The organism is Parabacteroides faecalis (assembly GCF_022809355.1).
GTDB classification, from domain to species: Bacteria; Bacteroidota; Bacteroidia; order Bacteroidales; family Tannerellaceae; genus Parabacteroides; species Parabacteroides faecalis.
In genome coordinates, this window is record NZ_JAKZMM010000041.1 from 16911 (window position 1) to 35635 (window position 18725).

The 18725-nt window shown below is 48.0% G+C and carries 21 protein-coding genes and 2 pseudogenes; 4 read left to right on the forward strand and 19 right to left on the reverse strand.

The features are described 5' to 3' along the window. Positions 1 to 50: 50 nt before the first annotated feature. Together MUN53_RS14035 and MUN53_RS14040 are read right to left on the reverse strand one after the other, a co-directional pair. Positions 51 to 467, reverse strand: a complete 417-nt coding sequence (locus tag MUN53_RS14035) for a hypothetical protein (protein ID WP_008766698.1) — start codon at positions 465 to 467, stop codon at positions 51 to 53. A 304-nt stretch (positions 468 to 771) separates the two neighbouring features. Continuing rightward, positions 772 to 1338 (reverse strand): annotated as a pseudogene (locus tag MUN53_RS14040) (helix-turn-helix domain-containing protein); the annotation flags it as partial. A 385-nt stretch (positions 1339 to 1723) separates the two neighbouring features. Here MUN53_RS14040 and MUN53_RS14045 point away from each other — a divergent pair. Both MUN53_RS14045 and MUN53_RS14050 read left to right on the forward strand, forming a co-directional pair. Next, positions 1724 to 2815 (forward strand): sensor histidine kinase, encoded by a 1092-nt coding sequence (locus MUN53_RS14045; protein WP_168044573.1) that lies wholly within the window; start codon positions 1724 to 1726, stop codon positions 2813 to 2815. Next, positions 2796 to 3551, forward strand: coding sequence for a LytR/AlgR family response regulator transcription factor (locus tag MUN53_RS14050; RefSeq protein ID WP_168044572.1), 756 nt, complete (start codon positions 2796 to 2798; stop codon positions 3549 to 3551). Before MUN53_RS14045 ends, MUN53_RS14050 begins: the two co-directional genes overlap by 20 nt. Positions 3552 to 3638: 87 nt before the next feature. Here the strand turns inward: MUN53_RS14050 and MUN53_RS14055 are convergent, their stop codons facing one another. From MUN53_RS14055 to MUN53_RS14105, 11 genes are all read right to left on the reverse strand, one after another. Continuing rightward, positions 3639 to 4427, reverse strand: a complete 789-nt coding sequence (locus tag MUN53_RS14055; RefSeq protein ID WP_008766689.1) for a PRTRC system ThiF family protein — start codon at positions 4425 to 4427, stop codon at positions 3639 to 3641. Beyond that, on the reverse strand, positions 4424 to 5143 hold the full coding sequence (locus MUN53_RS14060; protein ID WP_008766688.1) for a prokaryotic E2 ligase family D protein: 720 nt from the start codon (positions 5141 to 5143) through the stop codon (positions 4424 to 4426). Before MUN53_RS14060 ends, MUN53_RS14055 begins: the two co-directional genes overlap by 4 nt. A 3-nt stretch (positions 5144 to 5146) precedes the next feature. Continuing rightward, positions 5147 to 6061 carry a hypothetical protein gene (locus MUN53_RS14065; RefSeq protein ID WP_229782489.1) on the reverse strand — a complete coding sequence of 305 codons (915 nt, stop codon included), beginning with the start codon at positions 6059 to 6061 and terminating at the stop codon, positions 5147 to 5149. A gap of 38 nt (positions 6062 to 6099) precedes the next feature. Further along, positions 6100 to 6279, reverse strand: coding sequence for a hypothetical protein (locus MUN53_RS14070; RefSeq protein ID WP_229782488.1), 180 nt, complete (start codon positions 6277 to 6279; stop codon positions 6100 to 6102). A gap of 5 nt (positions 6280 to 6284) precedes the next feature. After that, on the reverse strand, positions 6285 to 6506 hold the full coding sequence (locus tag MUN53_RS14075; protein ID WP_008766686.1) for a PRTRC system protein C: 222 nt from the start codon (positions 6504 to 6506) through the stop codon (positions 6285 to 6287). A gap of 4 nt (positions 6507 to 6510) precedes the next feature. Then, the gene (locus tag MUN53_RS14080; RefSeq protein ID WP_008766685.1) at positions 6511 to 7491 is read right to left on the reverse strand and encodes a PRTRC system protein E; all 981 of its coding nucleotides are present in this window, start codon (positions 7489 to 7491) and stop codon (positions 6511 to 6513) included. Positions 7492 to 7522: 31 nt separating this feature from the next. Next, positions 7523 to 7744 (reverse strand): hypothetical protein, encoded by a 222-nt coding sequence (locus MUN53_RS14085; protein ID WP_025076690.1) that lies wholly within the window; start codon positions 7742 to 7744, stop codon positions 7523 to 7525. A gap of 367 nt (positions 7745 to 8111) precedes the next feature. Continuing rightward, the gene (locus tag MUN53_RS14090) at positions 8112 to 8348 is read right to left on the reverse strand and encodes a hypothetical protein (protein WP_008766683.1); all 237 of its coding nucleotides are present in this window, start codon (positions 8346 to 8348) and stop codon (positions 8112 to 8114) included. Between the two features lie 196 nt (positions 8349 to 8544). Beyond that, positions 8545 to 10641 carry a type IA DNA topoisomerase gene (locus tag MUN53_RS14095; RefSeq protein WP_032585083.1) on the reverse strand — a complete coding sequence of 699 codons (2097 nt, stop codon included), beginning with the start codon at positions 10639 to 10641 and terminating at the stop codon, positions 8545 to 8547. 96 nt (positions 10642 to 10737) lie between these two features. Continuing rightward, positions 10738 to 10998, reverse strand: coding sequence for a DUF4099 domain-containing protein (locus tag MUN53_RS14100; protein WP_008766681.1), 261 nt, complete (start codon positions 10996 to 10998; stop codon positions 10738 to 10740). 40 nt (positions 10999 to 11038) lie between these two features. After that, positions 11039 to 12808, reverse strand: a complete 1770-nt coding sequence (locus MUN53_RS14105) for a DUF3945 domain-containing protein (RefSeq protein WP_008766680.1) — start codon at positions 12806 to 12808, stop codon at positions 11039 to 11041. 713 nt (positions 12809 to 13521) lie between these two features. On the opposite strand from MUN53_RS14105, the gene MUN53_RS14110 reads away from it, so the two are divergent. After that, positions 13522 to 14325 (forward strand): type IV toxin-antitoxin system AbiEi family antitoxin domain-containing protein, encoded by an 804-nt coding sequence (locus MUN53_RS14110; protein WP_008766679.1) that lies wholly within the window; start codon positions 13522 to 13524, stop codon positions 14323 to 14325. Beyond that, positions 14322 to 15116: a nucleotidyl transferase AbiEii/AbiGii toxin family protein gene (locus MUN53_RS14115; protein ID WP_008766678.1), complete on the forward strand. Its 795-nt coding sequence runs from the start codon at positions 14322 to 14324 to the stop codon at positions 15114 to 15116. Before MUN53_RS14110 ends, MUN53_RS14115 begins: the two co-directional genes overlap by 4 nt. Positions 15117 to 15375: 259 nt before the next feature. Here MUN53_RS14115 and MUN53_RS14120 read toward each other — a convergent pair whose 3' ends face one another. The 6 genes and pseudogenes from MUN53_RS14120 to MUN53_RS14145 form a co-directional block, all read right to left on the reverse strand. Further along, on the reverse strand, positions 15376 to 15669 hold the full coding sequence (locus MUN53_RS14120) for a DUF4120 family protein (RefSeq protein WP_008766677.1): 294 nt from the start codon (positions 15667 to 15669) through the stop codon (positions 15376 to 15378). A gap of 11 nt (positions 15670 to 15680) precedes the next feature. Then, a complete protein-coding gene (locus MUN53_RS14125) occupies positions 15681 to 16178 on the reverse strand; it encodes a hypothetical protein (RefSeq protein ID WP_008766676.1) in 498 nt (165 codons plus the stop codon). A gap of 11 nt (positions 16179 to 16189) precedes the next feature. Continuing rightward, positions 16190 to 16444, reverse strand: coding sequence for a DUF6926 domain-containing protein (locus MUN53_RS14130; RefSeq protein ID WP_008766675.1), 255 nt, complete (start codon positions 16442 to 16444; stop codon positions 16190 to 16192). An 11-nt stretch (positions 16445 to 16455) separates the two neighbouring features. Beyond that, a complete protein-coding gene (locus MUN53_RS14135) occupies positions 16456 to 16722 on the reverse strand; it encodes a hypothetical protein (protein WP_008766674.1) in 267 nt (88 codons plus the stop codon). Positions 16723 to 16755: 33 nt separating this feature from the next. Further along, the gene (locus MUN53_RS14140; RefSeq protein ID WP_008766673.1) at positions 16756 to 17289 is read right to left on the reverse strand and encodes a DUF4326 domain-containing protein; all 534 of its coding nucleotides are present in this window, start codon (positions 17287 to 17289) and stop codon (positions 16756 to 16758) included. Between the two features lie 217 nt (positions 17290 to 17506). Next, positions 17507 to 18616: pseudogene (locus MUN53_RS14145) on the reverse strand (TraM recognition domain-containing protein); the annotation flags it as partial. Positions 18617 to 18725 lie beyond the last annotated feature (109 nt).

The window sequence follows — 18725 nt, forward strand, 5'->3', positions numbered from 1 at the left end:
TGGAGATGAAAATGTTCTTGCAAAATGCAAGTTTTTTCGCAAAATGCAAGTTACATCTTGCAAGATTTGCGGTAGATCAGACGGCAGATGCCGTTGGAAAAAGAGGTGGTTTTATGCAGTTCCCAATGTTGTGGTCGGAATGTATTCAACACGGGAATCCCTTGTCCGGCAGAAAACGGCAGCTGGTAAACCACAAGTTCATCAACAAGATCATAGAGGAAAAGCCCGCGAAGCAGCTCCACCGATTCCGGTTCTATGATTTCAGCAAGGTAAATGAATGAATCGTCCCTGTTGTCTTTCTCGCAAAGCAAATCAAGGATGGAATGGGGCAATATAAGGGCCGAGCAGCGTTCACGCCAAAAGGGGAAACCCCGCCTGTCGTTTCTTACCCAGGACACAAGTGCTCCGGCCGGTTCCGGAAGGAAACCGTCCAATGTTATTGCCGTCACAACTTGAATCCTTGCCATAGCTTTAATTCTTTTTCAACCGGAAACTGTAAAAAAGAAGCGTGCAATCCACGCTATTTCTAATGGAGGCTCTGGAATGCCCTTAACAGGAATAGGTGAATGCACGCTATGCCAAGGCATAGCATAAGCAATCACGCAATAGTTCCTGTTAATGTTCATTTTCCAGATTCCCATTAGGACGCTTGCGGTCTTATGTCTATATATAAACGGCAACTGCCCATTAGACAGCACGCCGCATTTTTCGCTATTTAAATGCAAAAGTACACATATTCAGTGACATTTGCACTATTTTTAGTCGTCAAATTCATTTCAGCCCGTATTTCTTCATCTTCCTGTACAGTGTTGCCGGGTTGATGTTCAGCATTCCAGCCGCTTGTTCCCGGTGACCGTTGCAGGCTTTGAGAGCCCTGATAATGCTTTCTTTCTCAAATGCTTCACCTTTCAGAGGCAGGATTGCAAGTGTGTCTGTTTCTTCATTTCTACATACACAGACAGTTATTTCCAATCCATCCACGTCAAGCATCGGAGACTCAGAGACCAGTACGGCACGCTTGACACGGTTTCGGAGTTCACGCACGTTGCCCGGCCACCGGTAGGCAAGCATCCTCTGTTTGGTCTCTTCGGTAAATCCTTGAGTAGTCCTTTTCAGTTCTTTCGAGAAACGTTCACGGAAAAACTCCGCCAACGGAATGATATCTTCCGGGCATTCCTCCAGGGAGGGTTGCCGGATCTCAAACTCGTTCAGACGATGGTAAAGGTCTTCCCTGAACCGTCCCTCCTTGATGGCCTGTTCCATATTCTCGTTTGTCGCGGAAATGACCCTGACATCCGAAATCCGTTCCCTGCCGCTTCCTATCGGGGTATATACATTCCACAAAAGTAAGCAGAATACTATATTGGCATGTCTTCTCAAAAAACTTAAATGTTTCATGCTACTTAAAAATTTGGTTGATTCAGACTTTATCATGCGGTATTTACCCTATATGGATGCAAAATTACCCGTGTTGCTTTGGCTGTAACAGTAAAATTCGGCTGAAACGGATAAATTTATATCTGAACCGCCCAAATAGGCGGTTTATTTTGAAAAACAGATTTTCTAAATGGTATTTCGGCAAACATAAAGTGCAACTCCATCCGTTTCAACATTCATTTTCATCACTTCAATGGTGATTTTATCCGTTTCAGTCGGTTTTATCCTATCAACTAAAGATGTAAATCCCTATTTTTGCGGAATATGAAGTAACTTTGTATCTGATATGGCCAACGAGAATATAAAAATAATGAATTGGAAGAACGGTCTGTTGTTATCAACCGTTTCCTATATGCTCTACCTCATTCTGTGGTTTATACTCGATGATGAAACCGCCGGCCAATTACCGGAGATGGCAATAGCCGATTATATCATCGATTATCTGTTGTGTATGCTGTTTACCTACATCTCTTTAGGATTTTCCTTTTTGGTCTTTAGGGTATTGCCATTTAGGACATCTTATGTGTGGGTGATTGTCTATGCTTCCTGCCTTTTTACCCTGAACAACGTTGTCGCATTCGGCATGATTTCTTTGTTCAACTTCTTATGGGGTGAAAACGGCAACGGGCTTCTTGACGAGCTCCTCAACATGAAAGGCGCATATACTTTTGCCATGATTTCCACATTCTTGTCAAGCGTCTATGCCAACACGTTCTATCTTCAGTTTTACATCAAGGCACGCAACGAGAAACAGGCACTTGAAATGGCACTGATGAAAGAAAAGGAGATAGCCTTGCAGTCACAGCTCAATTCCCTGAAACTGCAAATCAATCCGCATTTCATGTTCAACAACTTCAACAATCTGCTGGAGCTGATTGAGGAGGATAGCGGACTTGCCGGAAAATTCCTGAGCAATCTGTCGAAAGTATACCGATACATCATCACCAACTTGGACCGAAACCTGATACCTGTCGCGGACGAAATCAAGTTTCTTGATTCATACTTGTACTTGATGAAAGTGCGCCACGACGAAGGTGTCATTGCAAAAGTAAGTCCGGGCGTCAGACAATGCAAAGGTTTTCTTCCACCGGCTGTATTGCAGCTTCTTGTGGAAAACGCAATAAAACATAACAGCTTTTCATCTGAACATCCGCTGGTCATCGACATAAAGCTGTCCGATGATTATATAACAGTCAGCAATCTTAAGTCACCTTTGATGTCCCCAATCGAATCAACCGGTTTAGGACTTAAAAATATCACAGAACGATACGCTTTGCTTTGTGATAAAAAGGTCAAGATAGAGAATGCCGAAAACTTCTATTCGGTAAGTCTGCCCATCATAAAAAACACCATCCCCTATGAACATACTGATTCTTGAAGACGAGCCACGCAATGCCAAACGCCTCATAAGGCTGCTGAACGACATTGACAGAACATTTATTGTCGAAGGCCCTCTTGCCAGCATCAAAGAGACGGTCGAATTCTTTCAATCCGGCAAAACCACAAACCTCATTCTGGCGGATATCCGTTTGACTGACGGTTTGAGTTTCGAAGCTCTAAAATATGCCCCGGCAACCATACCCATCATATTTACCACCGCATACGACGAATATGCGGTACAAGCATTCAAGTTCAACAGTTTCGACTATCTTCTGAAACCGTTGGATTCGGATGAACTTGAAGCGGCCATTGACAAGGCGGCCAAAGCCGGTAAGAATTACACCGACGAAAACCTACAGCAGCTTTTCGATGCCTTACAGAAGAACAAGTTCCGTTATCGGGAGCGTTTCTTGCTTCCTTACCGTGACGGATATAAGACCGTGCGCGTTTCGGACATCAACCACATCGAAACAGAAAACAAGATTGTATATCTCCGTCTTAACAACGGCACTTCCGAAGTGGTCAATGTGTCAATGGATGAACTTGAACACCAACTGAATCCCGACTATTTCTTCCGGGCAAACCGCCAATATATTATCAATGTAGAGCACGTTTTGTTCCTCGGTAATTATTTTGGAGGAAAGTTGATTGTCCGTTTGAAAGGTTATCCGAAAACGGAAATACAAGTGAGTAAGGAAAAGGTGCAGAGGCTTAAGGAATGGATTGACAGGTAATTATTAACATGTGCGTAAAGTGAAATTATGTTCGTTTAGATTTGATTCTTACAAAATTTGCATTTGGCTCATCCTCTTTTAAACAAGTTATATCATTATCGGATTCACTTTCATCGTTTCTAAATTAAGGAACAGCCCGTGATGTTCCAACATCCCGTTACGGAACATCTTCCAAAGGATATTGCATCCGAGTTGTGCCAGTGTGGAGTTGATGAACAAGTCCTGCTTTTCCAACGCCTCCGCCAAGGAGCAGCTCGGTCCTGAATCCGCCTCCTTCACCCTCGCGTATTTCACGAACCGGGTAATGACCTTCAACGAATCGACAGTCTTGTACAACTCGGAAGCGGGCTGTTTTATTTTCTTGGGTATGGTTCCCAACACAACCTGACCCGTACTTTGTGTGTTCCCGAAATCCATCCAGTAAAGCGGTGTTTCGTAATCACGGTAATTCGAGGTGGGCACGGCTTTCAATACGTTCCATAAGTCAAGCCGTGACTTGATGTTGTCGGTACAGGTGACGGTGATATTCGCCATGTCATCCCGTCTGGCATCTTTCAGCACGGTCGGGAAAATATCCGGTACCGCTTTCCAGTCATTGCCGAAGAAATTGTTCACTCGGGTAATCAGGCATTGCGCCTTGTTCAGTCCAAGGTCGGAACAGCCGAAAAGCTGGCGACCGATGTTGGCATCCGTCACTATGTCCGGGTCATAAAGTGTCACGAACAATCCCGGATGTCCGAGTGCCCGCAATGTCACGTCCAGCCGTGCCAGACAGGTCAATACCTGCGAGCCGGTTCCTCCCGCGCCGATCAGGTTCACCGTGACCGGGTGCTGCGGGTTCAGCAGATAGTTATCTATGTAGTGTACTCTTTTCATTTCAATATATCTTTCAATTTCAAGTTATTCAAAGGTTTCAGTTCGTCGAGGTTGAAAGGCTTGTCCTTTGCGGCCTTTGTCACCAATATCAGGTTTGATCTGGTCGGGTTGCCCCCTCCGCCCAGGTGTGAAAACTCCGTCAGCCAGAACTTCTTCTCCCAATACTCCAACAGGTTTTTGTAGGTCAAATCTCTCGGCTTGTCTATTTTAGCGGAACCCAGACAGACATTTGCCCCTGTCACGTTGAAGAACGGTGCGGCATAAAGCTCCGTCTTTTCCGTCAGTTTCTTGTCCTTGTAAGCATATATACTCAACGAACTGCCACCTGCCACGTAAATGACTCCCGGCAGGTTGTATTTTGCATTCTCTACTTGAAGGGATTCCTTGAAAAACATCATCCGTTTCTGTGGGGAGTTGTACCAGATATACCTCTCACTGCCCTTGCGCGGGTCGCACCACAGCATATTGGGCGGAATCCTTCCGTATGGCGTGGTGCTGTGGCTTTCGGAATAACCGCGCACCAGTTCGTTCATGAAATCCACCGTGACGGGCCGGCCTTCTCCCATCATTCCGTTATCGTCTATATCCCTTATCTCAACAAAATAGTTGTTGTCAGAGGCATAAGAGTTGTCTTTCTCGCCTGAATAGGCAATCAACGCCGCCCTCGGATGGAGCAGCGTCCTCAATTTTTGGGTAAGTTCATTCGTTTCCAACATAATTCAACTGATTAAAGATATGAATTCGTCCGCCCACCGAAAGAACCGTTCCGGGTAATCGTCCATGCTGAACAGTTCTTCGGTATCGGGCGACAGGTCAAGGGCAGTCACCGGAGTGATGTCGTAGGTCTCCCTGCTACAGGAATTGTAATAGTCAACGAGATAGTCGGATACAATGTCGTTGATGTCATACACGACCCTTATCTGCTGTTGCAGGTACATCGGGTGGAAGTCCGGATTCTCCGAGTAATAGGCGTCATAAGCGTATTGCATGATGCCCCGTGCAGGCGTCAGAAACGGGAGACCCCGTTTCATCGCATCGACCAAAGGCTGTTCAAACCCGTTTTGGGGTTCGTATGTATCCAGTGCTTTCGGCAGGTTCTTGTAGTAGGATTTCGATTCCACCCGTTTGAGCAGCCTGCCGATTTTCCCTTCCTGATAGGAGTCCAGCAGTTTCATGCGTTCTTTCCACTCCTCCGGGTCGCTGCCGTCATCCTCCGAAAGCATTTCAAACAAAAAGTCCGATTCTTCGTAATCCACGAATGTATCAATGCCGTTTGCTTTCATCAGTTTATGGATAAAGGTAATGGCAATCCTCCTTAAAATGGGATTGAGCGATTCCAGAAACTTCACCGGGAAGTAGTACAGCGTGAAACTTCCCCACTTGTGGTATTTCCACAGCCGGAAGAAAAGCCTGCCGGCTTCCTGCTCGATGTTGACATGCAGTTCGTCACCGACAAGCGTGTTCATTTCATCGTACAGATTGGCGATGCCTTCCCCGATACTGTTTCCTGGCATGTGTACGCCCTCCTTCTGCAATAGCAGGGAATACCTGAAATACGAATCACGCAGGAATTCGTAGTTATCCCGCGTGATTACGTTTATACTGTTGCATTCGCCGCTGTCGTAACAATCCACGGTAAGATTATTCTGTGCCAGCGGTATGAAGGCTGTGCTTAGAAAAGAATTACGGCCCCGCTTGGAGCCGCAATCCGTTCTTCCCTGTTCACGCCGTACCGTACATTCCTCCGCGTCTGGCCGATGATGAGCCTCGCCAGCTGCCTTGACTGTTGTTCGTCCAATGGTACACATGGTTTCCTTTTCTTGTTGTTCTTTTTCTTTCGTTCCTTCTTCATGCTTCCTATCCTTTGGTCCCGATGGTGGTCTTGAACTCGTACACGGCTTTGTCGTCCTTGATGACCGGTCCGTGTACCGTTGCCGTTGTCAGCTCCGGGTAGAAGTTGGAGTAATAGCTCATGACCATTTCGGGGCTGTCCGACGGGTTGGGATCATCGAGCGTTACCATTCCGCTGCCTTTCTTGAATGTGAATGAGCGTGCCATTCCTGTTACTTCGAGTGCCATAATCTTATACTGCTTGATATTGTGAGACATGATTTTCTAACATGGACTGCGGAAAATCGGGATATTCCTCGTAATCCTCCGGACGGTAATTGGGTTCATCCTCTCCGGCGTGATAATGTGGGGAGAGTTCTTCAGGGTGCTGTACCGGCTCCTGCCAATGTGTCCCATGGTATCCCCCGTGTGCGGGTTGTGGAGCCTGTTGCGGTACTGGCTGCTGTCCCATATAGGGTTGCGGTTGTGGCTGGGCGTAATATTGTGCCGGTCCCTGCGGCGGTTGTTGCGGTGGCCACATTGTCTGCTGTTGCTGAGGATTGGCTGCCGGTCTCTGCTGTCCGCCAGGAGCCTGAGCCGCCATCGGTCTCTGTGCCTGCGGTTGCTGAGGATACTGTGGAGCCTGCCGCGGTTGTTGGACTGGTGCGGCTGCCGGTTGTGCCTGCGGCTGTTGTGGCTGCGGAGCCGGTTCTTCCATCAGTTCAAACAGACTGCCCTTGTTCATCGCCTTTGTCTGTTCCGCCACCATCTCGTCAATCTTCTTCTGGTCCTGCGGTTTGGCGTAAAGACGTGCCTGTCCGAGTGCGGTAACCGCCTCCTTGTGGTTCTTGGCAGCGATCAGTTCCTCCGCTTTCTTGAAATGTTTCTCGTACTTCTCCCGCTTCTCCTTTTCCTCCTTCGTCTCCTTCGCTTTGGTCTCCTTTGCCGCCTTGCTCTCGGACGCTGCCTTCTCAGCCTGCGCCTCGAACTGCGCCATGTTGGAAATCAGTCCGGTAGTCTTCTGTATAGGACGTGCTACGGCTTGTAGGAAGCCTGCGTCCAGTTCCTGCGGATGCCCGCTGACGGTCAGTGGTACGAGGTGGTTCTGGGCTTCGTCCTTCAGCCCGTTCGACTTCGGCAGTAAGGATACTGTCAGTTGTCCGTTCGCTTTGCGGATGACAAGCGTGAGATCCACGCCTTCGGTCATCATCTGGTGGATTGCTGTAAAAAACATAATTTGATGTATTAAAAGTTATTACTGGGTTTTATTCTTCACTGAACAGTTTGGCCAGCAGCCTGTTCCTGTCGGGATGGCGGCTGATTTCCAGAATCGGGTTCAACAGGGTGGAGATGTGTACCGGCCCTGTCGTCCCCCGTGGCGGGAACTTGACGGCAGGTTCGGGTTCCACCGTCCTTTTTCTTCTCGTTACCGGCATGGGCATCCTCATGGGAGCCGGCGGTGCGCTTGTTGCAAATGCTTGGTTCATGTCTCTTTATTTTTTTTAATTGTGAATATTCGGGCTTTGGCAGCCCGTGAACTACAAGGGCCCGACGGCAGATGCCTTCGGTAAGGCAAGGTTTTCGGGAAAAATACCGCAAGCCTCCGGCGAGGATGATTTTTTCCGAAACCGCAAGGCTTGACCTTGCCGTCCGAACAAAGGCATTTGCCAACTTTGCCCGGTAGTTTCCGGTATGCCAAGTCTGTGTTTTCATCCCTTTTCCTTTTATTCCTGTCGTTATGGTTTCCGGTTCCACAGAGGGCGGAAAACAAAAAGAGCCGTCCCGGAAGACAGCTCTGTTCTGTAAGGTTCCACTTGATTTTGTATGGCAGTTATGTTTCATGGTCAAATATTGTCAGGATACCAGAAAACTGAGTATGCAGAAAAGTATGGCCGCAGCCACCAGAAGGCAAGCTATCCGGTACAGGAACCTGAAGAATCCCCTAAAACACACGATGGCTACCGCAGCCCACACGGGGGATATGCCCCGTGTGTACATATAACTGAACACGATGAAGGCTGCAAAGCCCAATGCGATGGTCCGTACCCATCTGTTCGCTTGAATCTTGTCGATATATTCCCTTGTTTTCATGACATTCCGGTATTAACGGGTGAAACAGTCTTTTCCAATTTCAAGGGCCGGGATGCGTACCGCCTCCACAGGCAAGGTTTTCGGAGGAAAATACCGGAGCGGCGCGAGGATGATTTTCCCCGAAACCCGGAGGGCCTGACCTTGCCGGTGGAAAAAGGCGGTGCGCTACCTTTGCCCGCGAATTGGAATGACGGTGTTATTTTTTCTTTCCGTTCCCGGTTTTCGGGAACGAGAATACCGTGTTGTATTCCGCATCGAAGGTGACGGCGGCATCGAACGGTACACCTTTCTTTCCCTTGAACCCCTTGATGAGTCTGGTGGTGCCGGAGGAGAAAAGCTGTTCCATGTGGGTGTCGGTCAGTTCCTTGTTCAGAATACGGCGGAACACCAGCAGCCCGCACCCGTCATGGTCGCACCTGGCCACTTTGGAACGGAGGATGATTTTTCCCGTCTTGCACTTGGGGCAGGTGAATGCCCTTTCCTGCATCGCCGGAAAATCCAGACGCAGGATCTCTTCGGTTGCCCTGCGGGTGTAATCCAGGATGGACTGCATGAAGGTTTCCGTATCGAGGGTATGCCTCTCCACCTGCGCCAGGGTCTTCTCCCAGCTTCCCGTCAGTTCCACGTCCGCCACACGCATGTCCTTCACCGCCTCATAGATATACATCCCTTTTTCGGTCGGGATGATGCTTTTGCCGGAGCGGGCGATATAGTCACGTTTGATAAGGGTGGTAATGATGGCGGCACGGGTGGCGGGTGTGCCTATGCCCAATTCCTTGATAGCCTCCTTTGCCTGTTCGTCCGTGATGTTTTTCCCGCAGGTCTCCATCGCCGCCAGCAGGGTGGCCTCCGTGTACAGCGGCTTGGGTAGGGTCTTCTTCTGCGCCATCCCGTGTCCCATGACCGGAACAGTCTCGCCTTCGGCAAACTCCGCCGTCCCCCCGTCACGTTCCGGCTCGTCCTTCTCCCTGTCCTCCTTTCTGGCGAACACGCCGCGCCAGCCCGGTCTGACAATGGAGGAAGAGCGGGAACGGAACGCCATTCCCTCGCAGGCACATTCCATGACCAAAAGTTCCTTCTCGCAGGGTGGCGAGAATGCTTCCAGCATCCTTCCGGCTATCAGGGTGTAAACGGTAGATTCCGCCTCGGACAACCCTTCGGGTGAAATGCCCGTGATAATCAGGGCATGGTGGTCGGTCACTTTCGTGTCATCCACGCTGCGGGTATTCAGATCGGACATGTCGAAAGACTGTCCGTATTCCCTGAATTCCGGCATGGAAACCACTTTTCCCAGCAAGGAAGGAATGTGCCGCATGACATCCTCCGGGATATGGCGGCTTCCCGTCCTCGGATAAGAAATAAGCTTCTTTTCATACAAGGATTGGGCGATGGAGAGGGTCTTCTCCGCTGTCAGGTCATAATGGACGTTGCAATCTTTCTGGAGCGTGGTCAGGTCGTACAGAAGCGGGGCCTGTTGGAAAGTCCTCTTGTGTTCCGACCCAGTGACTGTCGCCACAGAACCGGAAGTGATTTTCCGGTATGCCGCCTCTGCCGCATCCTTTTCCTTGAACTCTTCCGTGTGGATGAACATGCGGTGCGCGTCCTGCCGTTTCAGCGTGAGGTGCAGCTGCCAGTAAGGGGTGGAGACGAAATTCCGGTTCTCCTTGAAGCGGGCACAGACCATGGCGAGCGTCGGGGTCTGTACACGTCCTATGGAGTTGTTCGCCGAGCCGGAGGCTACCGCCAGGGCACGGCTCGCGTTCATGCCCACCAGCCAGTCCGCCTTTGCCCGGCAGTCGGCGGCGGCATACAGGCTGTCGTAGTCGCTGCCGTCCCGGAGGTTCGCCAAACCCTCGCGGATGGCCTCGTCGGTGAGAGAGGAGATCCACAGGCGTTTGAACGGTTTGGTATAGCCTAAGTAGGAATATATCCAGCGGAAGATAAGTTCCCCTTCACGGGCACAGTCGGTAGCCACGATGATGCTGTCGCACCGGTCGAACACGCTGTCGATGATTTTCAGTTGTTTGGCGGCGGCGATGTCCGTCACCATCCCTTTGTCCGTCCTGACCTGGCGGGACACCAGACGGAACGGGTCCGGCAGCATCGGGAGGTTTTCGGCGGAGGTTTTCGTGTAGCCATACGCACCGGGCATGGCGAGCGACACCAGGTGTCCCAACGCCCACGTGACCATATACCCGTTACCTGTACAGTAGCCGTCTTTCTTGTCGGTAGCCCCGACCACACGGGCTATATCCATGCCGACACTCGGTTTTTCTGCAATGATTGCTTTCATGTTCGGATAAAATTTAAGCCGTTCCCCGCTACCGGAACCGGAAAACGGGAAACGGCGGTTTGACATTTTTTACTTGTTATAATGGATGAGCGTTTGTCAGGCCACCGGCTTGACACCGAGGATTTCAATCAGTGCCCCGTCGTCCTTGCGCACCAGTTGCAGGGTGGCGTCCATCACCACGTCCACGCCCAGCAGCACGAGGCTGAGTGACATCACTCCTGTCTTTTCTCCCTTGAGCAACGTATCAAGTTCCCCCGACATTTCCAGCTCGTCCTTCAGGATCCCGATTCCCGCGAGTTCTTCCCAGTTCACGTCTTCCGCCTTGAATGGCGTGTTGTTTTTATTGTTTACGTTCATATTTCTGTTTTTTTGATTTGACATTCATTCTGATTCACGCTCAGGCAATGCTTGCCCCCTTGGACTTGCGGCCAGCCTGTTCCTGTCCCTGCTTCTGGGCGTTCGCCACCACGTTGCGCTGCGATGCGTCACGCTTGCGGTCCGGGTTCTCGTTATAGAAGTCCAGCCTGCCCTGGTTGAAGTTCGCCTTGACATACTGCGAGATGGTCTTTCCATCGTAGCCTTTGATGCCCTCGACCAGTACCGCCTTGCCGCTCTGGAGGTCGGCACGCTGGTTTCTCGTCAGTTTTACGTCCCATACCTTTTCCGGTATCTTGAACTCGGCACGCTGCTCGAAGCCGTCCGGCGTGCGTGAGTAGCTCAGGCGTCCCGTTTCCAAATCCGCCTTGATGAAGGAGGAGAACTCCTCGCCCTTGCGGTTCACCATGTCGTTGAGGAAGATGACTTTGCCCTCGCGCAGTTGTTGCTGTTCCTCGGCGGTGATTTTCACGCCGCCTATTTCATTCGGGATGTAAATTTCACGCGCTCCCTCCGGGGAATCGGGATTGTAGCGTGTGTAGGAAGGTCTGCCCGTGGCCTCGTCCAGCTTGACATACGAGGAGAACAACTCACCGTCCTTGCGCTCCATACCCTCCACGAAGATGGCCTTGCCCGCGTTGAGGTCTTCAATCTGCTGCTTGGTAAGTTCCACTCCGCCCAGCGACTGTCGGTTGAAGAGTTTGTCGTTCTCGAAGATGTATTCGATGCCCCTGCGTTCGGCGTTGACCTGGATGTGGGCGTCGAACTCCTTGCCGTTATTGGAAATCATGCCTTCGATGAACACTTTCTTGCCTTCCCGCAGGTCGTTGATTTCCTGGTCGGTCAGTTTCACACCTTTGATTTCTTGCGGGATGTAGGCGTTTTCCGCGCGCATGGCGACCACCTCGTTGGTGAGCTTGTCGATGCTGATGAAAGAAGGGATGTATTCGCCGTTGCGCCCTTTCAGTTCCACCACACGCCCCATGTTGCCTGTCTCCAACAGGTTCTTCTTGTCCTCTTCGGAGAAGATGTGACCGAAGTACGGGCGTTCGAGTTCGGGTTTCTGGCGGATGCCGTGGATACCTAATACGATAGGGCCTCCCACGGACTGCTGGAATGACAGTCGTGCATCGGTACGTAATACGGCGGAGCCGAAATTCATGCTGATGGGTACCACCTGGTTGGTCTTGTAGCCCCTGAGCATCTGGTCAAGGAGACCGCGCTCCATGAGGTATTCACGGGAAAGTCCGAAATTCTTCAGTTCCTCCCAGTTGATCATGGACTCGTTGTAGCGGTACTTGGGTTGCTGCGTGCCGTCACCTTGGGTGGCCTGCTGCTGTGTCTCATTTTTCTTTGCCATTTCTTCTTGATTTTGATTGTTGATACTTTGGTTTTCCTTGTCGCGTGGAACGATTTCGTATTTTTTGAGGAAGTCTTCCACGGCTTTTGTCTGCTTTCCGGCGGCGAGGTCTTCGATGGCCTGCTTCACTTCCGGGCTGTCCAGCGTATCCGCCTTGACGGAGAGGATGCCGAAACGGGTCGGGTCTTTGAGCTGGCTCCAGAAGTTTTTCACGAAATTCTCGAACATGTTGGCGTACCGGTCGATTTTCAGGAAGGAGTTGCTGTGTTCCTTGTCTGCCGGAACGGTGCTGTATTTCCCGTCCTTTCCGATTTTTGACACCGCCTGTAAAATCAGTTCCATCTTGTCGAGTATGAACACGATGTCACTCATCTGTTCGTTCTCGCTCACTTGCGGCTTCAGGGGTTCGTCCCTCACATTTTTCTTTGCCATAACTTTGAGTTTTTAGAGTTGATAACTACTATTGTCACCGCAAATATATATAGCAAAATTTGATAAATAATTGATTTTTAATTAGTTGAACTACATATTACATCATTTGTCATCACGTTTCACCGCAGGGTGACAGCACGAAAACGAAAAAGGGAAAAAACAGAGGGAAAAGGGCGGGCCACAAGGTACGGGAAGGCAGAGAGAAACCGAAGCAGGGAAAGGGACGAAGAGGGAAAAAGAAAACCTATATTATGCAGAGTTGAGAGCGAGCTGCTTTTGTCCCTACTTCCTTGTATTTCTCATAAGACAGGCGACCGAAAGGAAAAGGATTTATGATAGGATAGATGTTCCAATTGGGACGGTCTGAATTTTATAAAGTACTCCCGTCAGGTTTTGTCTTGACCTTGTTCTATGCGTCGTAGGTCGCTTCGCTTGCTAAGTCCCGACCTTTTCACCCAACTCGGACGGCGATACCGGAACGTTTTTTCGAAGAAAAATTACCGCAGGGAATTTTTTGTACGAAAACCGGAGGCCTGAACGTGAAAGGTATCGTCCTCCGAGTTACCTTCTCAGAGGGACTTAGTGAGTGAAGCGTGACTTAGGATGGTAGTTTATGGAAGAATATGGAAAAATTACCCTTTGAACGAAAATGCGCATCTTTTTAGTGCAATGGTAATCATTTTTTGAGTACCTTTGCACTAAAATTACGCATTATGACAATACGTGAATGGATTAGAGATAGAGAGATAAGTGGATTTCCAACTTTTTCGGTTGAAGAAATTAGGTTGGCATTGCCACATTATTCAGAGCAGGTCATTAAAAATGATTTGTTCCGTATATCATCACAAGGTATAATATATCCGGTCTATAAAGGTTTCTACGTTATTATTCCTCCTCATTATGCTGCCAAAAGAATGGTACCACCGATATATTACATAGATCAGTTGATGTCGTATCTAAACAAGCCTTATTATATTAGTCTCTTAAATGCGGCAGAAATTCATGGTGCAGCTCATCAACGTCCACAGAAATTTTCTGTAATGTCGGTATTTCCAAAGTCTTCTGTTTCGCAATCAAAGAACAATACACTTGTTTGGGTATACCGCAAGGAAATTCCAACAGATTTTTTGTTATCAAAAAATTCTGAAACAGGAGTGATATATTATTCGAATGCAGAATTGACAGCTCTTGACATTGTACAATATGAGCAATATATAGGTGGACTTTCAAGAGCATCTACTATATTGGAAGAACTTACAGAAAAATTAGATTTTCGTGGTGCTTCCAATAAGTTGTTTGGTTATACATCAATCGCAACTATACAACGACTGGGATATATACTGGATGAAGTTCTAAATGCAGCAGAAATTGCAGATACGCTATATATGGAATTGACTTCATATGTAAAGCGTTTCAAATATATTCCTCTAACTATAAATAAACCAAAAGATTGCGCGGAAAGGAATAACCGTTGGAAAATTTTTGTAAATACGATAATAGAAACTGACGAAATATGATAAACAGAACAGCCATCACTCAATGGAATAAGATAGTTCCATGGAATGACAACGCACAAGTAGAGCAAGACCTCATTATATCACGTGCGTTAGTCGCTATTTTTAGCGATGAGTTTCTTGCTTCACAATTAGCATTCAGGGGAGGAACTGCACTCCATAAACTATATCTGACGCCACAGCCCAGATATAGTGAAGATATTGACTTAGTTCAAATTACTCCCGGACCGATAAAGCCAATAATGTTCAGACTTGGGGAAGTTTTGGATTTTTTGCCGGATAGAGTAACAAAACAAAAACGATATAATAACACGATGTTGTTTCGTATGGAATCGGAAATACCTCCCACAATTCCTCTACGCTTAAAAATCGAGATAAACTGTTTTGAGCATTTTAATGAACTTGGATTAGTCAAAATACCATTTGAAATGGAAAATAGTTGGTTCTCAGGCAAGTGCGGAGTAACAACATATCGTTTAAATGAACTGTTGGGAACAAAACTGAGAGCCTTGTACCAAAGGAAAAAGGGGCGAGACCTTTTTGACTTGTATGTCGCTTTGTCTGAAGCATCAGTTGATGTCGAAGAAATTATGCGTTGTTACCACCGTTATATGTCTTTTGTTGTTCAACAACCACCGACATACAAACAGTTCATTAATAATATGGAAGAGAAGATGTCTGACTCTGAGTTCTTAGGAGATACACAAAATCTTATCCGTCCGGAGAGGGAGTTCAATCCTCAGTTGGGGTACGACCTTGTTCGCTCTCAATTAATAGACAGATTGCAAAAATAGCATATCAATAAAAGTAACACCTGAAAAAGAAATATTGCCGGTATCTAAATTTGCCATATAACGATTTAATCTTTGATTTTTGCGGAAAACCTGCGAGAATTGATTTTTAATCCGTCAAATACAGATTTTAGCTTTCTGATTTTGGAGATTTCAGAATGAGCAGACGGAAATAAAATATGAGCGAAGAAAGTGTAAAAGGTAATCAGATTTTGAGTACTTCTGCGCTTTTTTCGCTCAACACAAACTGCGAAACGATTTTTCAAGTGTGTATGCTCCAGCCGTGAAACGGTCCACCAATCATTACAGCAAATGACCGATCCGGCTTGCCGTGATAGAGAAGCCCTCCGACAACGCCCCTTGTCCCGTCTTTCGCCACTTCAGCGAAACCGAATGAATATGGTGCGAAATCGGTGTACAGTTCGATTTCATACCTGCCATTGGAGTTGACCTCCCATTGCTTGAGCCGTTCAATACATTTGCTCAACGTTTCATCACCGATGCTTTTCGCATACTTGACGGTATTCTCGTAGTGTTCCTGACATTTGATTTTCATGTCTGATGTTTTTAAGTTGTTTGTAACAATTCTTCGTATATCCCGAAACCAATGCATCCGGCTATGATGAAATCCTCCTTACCTTTATCCGCCAGTGATTTTAAATTTTCCAAGCTGTCGCAGTAGAAGAATATCTCATCGTCCTTTTCGTTGTCGGAATCCATCGCCAGCGCAATCCTCACTTCTTCCGTTTCCAGCGTGTCGCACCACCGGATAGTGCAGTCCGCATAATGAGGTTCACGTCCCTGCTCACAGTAGAATTTCAGGAAATGGCTACCTATTTCCTTCTTGACTTCATCCGCCTTTTTCCAGATACTATCATCCACGATTTCAAATCCGAGTCCTTCCACCAGCAGGCATGTTCCCTTGTCATATACCATCATGGTGCGCTTTCCCATGTGTTTTTCGCGTATTTCCGCCCAATTCGGCAAGTCCCAACGCTCCACGGTCCAGATCCCTCGGTAATCCTTCGGGATGGAATTGTATTCGCTTAATGTTATCTTTCTCATAGCAGGTAGTTTTAGTTTGTTACAAAAGTCACCTTGTGAGTCTTGCACGGTTTCCCGAATGCCGGACGTGGGTTGAACTCCGTGCATGATTCCCAATCCACACTCATCGTGTAGCCGTTCGGGAAATTCTCGCCGATGAACCGGCTTATCATTTCCAAATCCTCGTTCGGCAGGAACAATTCTTCCTCGATGCCGTACTCCAATGCGAAAATCGCCCATTCAGGAATGTTATCCCAAACGAGCGTCTGTCTGTTTTTCTTGTGCATAATGTCAATGTTTATTGCGGTGATACCATAAGGCTGTTGATGATTCCTTCCAGTTCCGTTTCCCATTTGTCCGTACCGTCCATGACCGACGGATAGGTCAGTTGCTGCCACTGCCGGTAATCAAACAGTTTCATTCTCAGCGGATAGTAGTCGAACAATTTCCGGTTGCCAAAAAATACTCTCAGGTGGTTGGTTCCCACCTCCATCAGTTTCAGACCATAATTGTCAAGAATCTCATGGAATCTTTTCATCGGTGTAAAGTTGCTTCTCTTTTTCATGTCATTTCTGTTTTTTATTGTTTGAATTTTATTTCAGCAGCACATTCTGTACAGGTCATCATCGGTCAGTGTACATAGTTCCTCATCCGTGCAGTAACCGTCAATCTCCTCGCTCGCTTCCATCGCTTCATAAATGCCGTTATGCATATCGTTCACCAGCTCATCGCACAGGCTTTTTACTGACACCCTGAAAATGTCATTACCGACTTGGATTTCCCGAACTGGATAAGCCACTCCTTTCCAGTAGGTCTTTTCTATGGCTATTTCATCGGTACATCCCTCCATGCGTTCCAAGTATTCCTTGATGATGTCCCCATGACAAGGATTCGGCTTGCAGAAACACCCCAATGTCTTGCCCTGCAATTCTCCGATTCGTCTGCGGAACTTTTCATCCGTACTTAAACGATAGTAGAAATACTTCCTGTAACGGTCCAGCGTGCCGCCCCTTGTCATTGTCGCTTCCAGCCTGAACGGATTTCCGAAATAACCGTCTTTCCCTTGTCCCGCTCTTCCTATATATACATCACAGGATTCCTTGCGGATATTGACCACTCTTGTATTGCTCATAACTTGTTTTTTAGTTAAACAATTCCGACCGGCGAGCCGGTATTTTATTTCTTGCCTGCCTTACCGTTCCGTGCCGGATTGTGCAAGGCTTTTCGGGAAAATACCGCAAGCGGAGCGCGGAAGATTTCCCCGAAAACCCGTAGGGCTCGACCTTGCTCAATCCAAAAGGCACGGGACGACCTTTGCAGGCTAAAATAAAAAAGCGGCCTTTCAATGGCTATTCATTATCCTTGTCATTTTCTTCCTGTGGTATCAGGTGTTTCAAATCAGGGTCGTTCTTTATACGGGTCATCTCATCTTCGATTATCCGCACCACGTCCGCTTTTATCTGGGAATAGTTCCGGTCTATCTGCTGTTGCATGATGTCGTTGCCGTCCGCATCCTTGAACTCGTTGATGACGGGTATTTTCTTGTAGGCTTTGGTTTCCGCTGCTACCTTCTCATTATCGACAATAATGCGGGCATGGAAAATCTTCTGGTCAATCTCTTCCCCGAAGTTATCCGCTACGCTGCCCACGAATGTACCCTGTGAGAGGTTGGCTATTTTCGATGCCGGAATGAGCGAATCCATCTGCGTGTTGATGGAGGTGGAGGTGTCCTGCCGGTTGATGGAAATGGACTGCCGCTGTTGGAGTATCTTACCGAAGCGTTCCGAAAGGTTCTTAGCCGTTTCTCCCACGACCTGACCGCTGAAGATGTTGCCCACCGTATTTTGGATTACCTTCGCTTCTTTTTCACCGTAGTCACGGGTCAGCTGAGAGAAGTCCTGGAAGCCGAGACATACCGCCACCTTGTTGCTTCGTGCGGTGGCAATGAGATTGTCAATACCGCGAAAGTAAATCGTGGGCAGCTCGTCTATGATGATGGAAGACTTCAGTTGTCCCTTCTTGTTCACCAATTTTACGATACGGCTGTTGTACAGTCCGAGGGCGGCTGAATAGATGTTCTGCCTGTCGGGATTGTTACCGACACACAGGATTTTAGGGTGTTCGGGATTGTTCAGGTCGAGCGTGAAATCATCACCGGTCATCACCCAGTAAAGCTGCGGGGAAATCATCCTTGAAAGCGGGATTTTTGCCGAAGCGATCTGGCCTTGCAACTGGTCTTGTGCGCCCCCTTGCCAGGCGTCCATGAACGGGGAAAGGTAGTTTTCCAAAGACGGATACGAGGTAAGAATTGTGAAAATATCGGCATACGGCTTGTTCAGAAATTCTATCGCGTGAGGGAACGTGCAGTATTTTCCGTCCTGGTAGATGCGCAAATACCATATAATAGCCGCCAAAAGAATAATCGGGGATTCCACGAAGAAATCGCCCTGTTTCTGTATATCGGGTAAGTCAAGGGCATTGCTGCCCCCTTCTCCCCTAAGAACCGTACGTGAGAGTTTCCCCTCATACGGCTCAAGCAACTCAATATTTCTATTTGTTGTTAGAAAT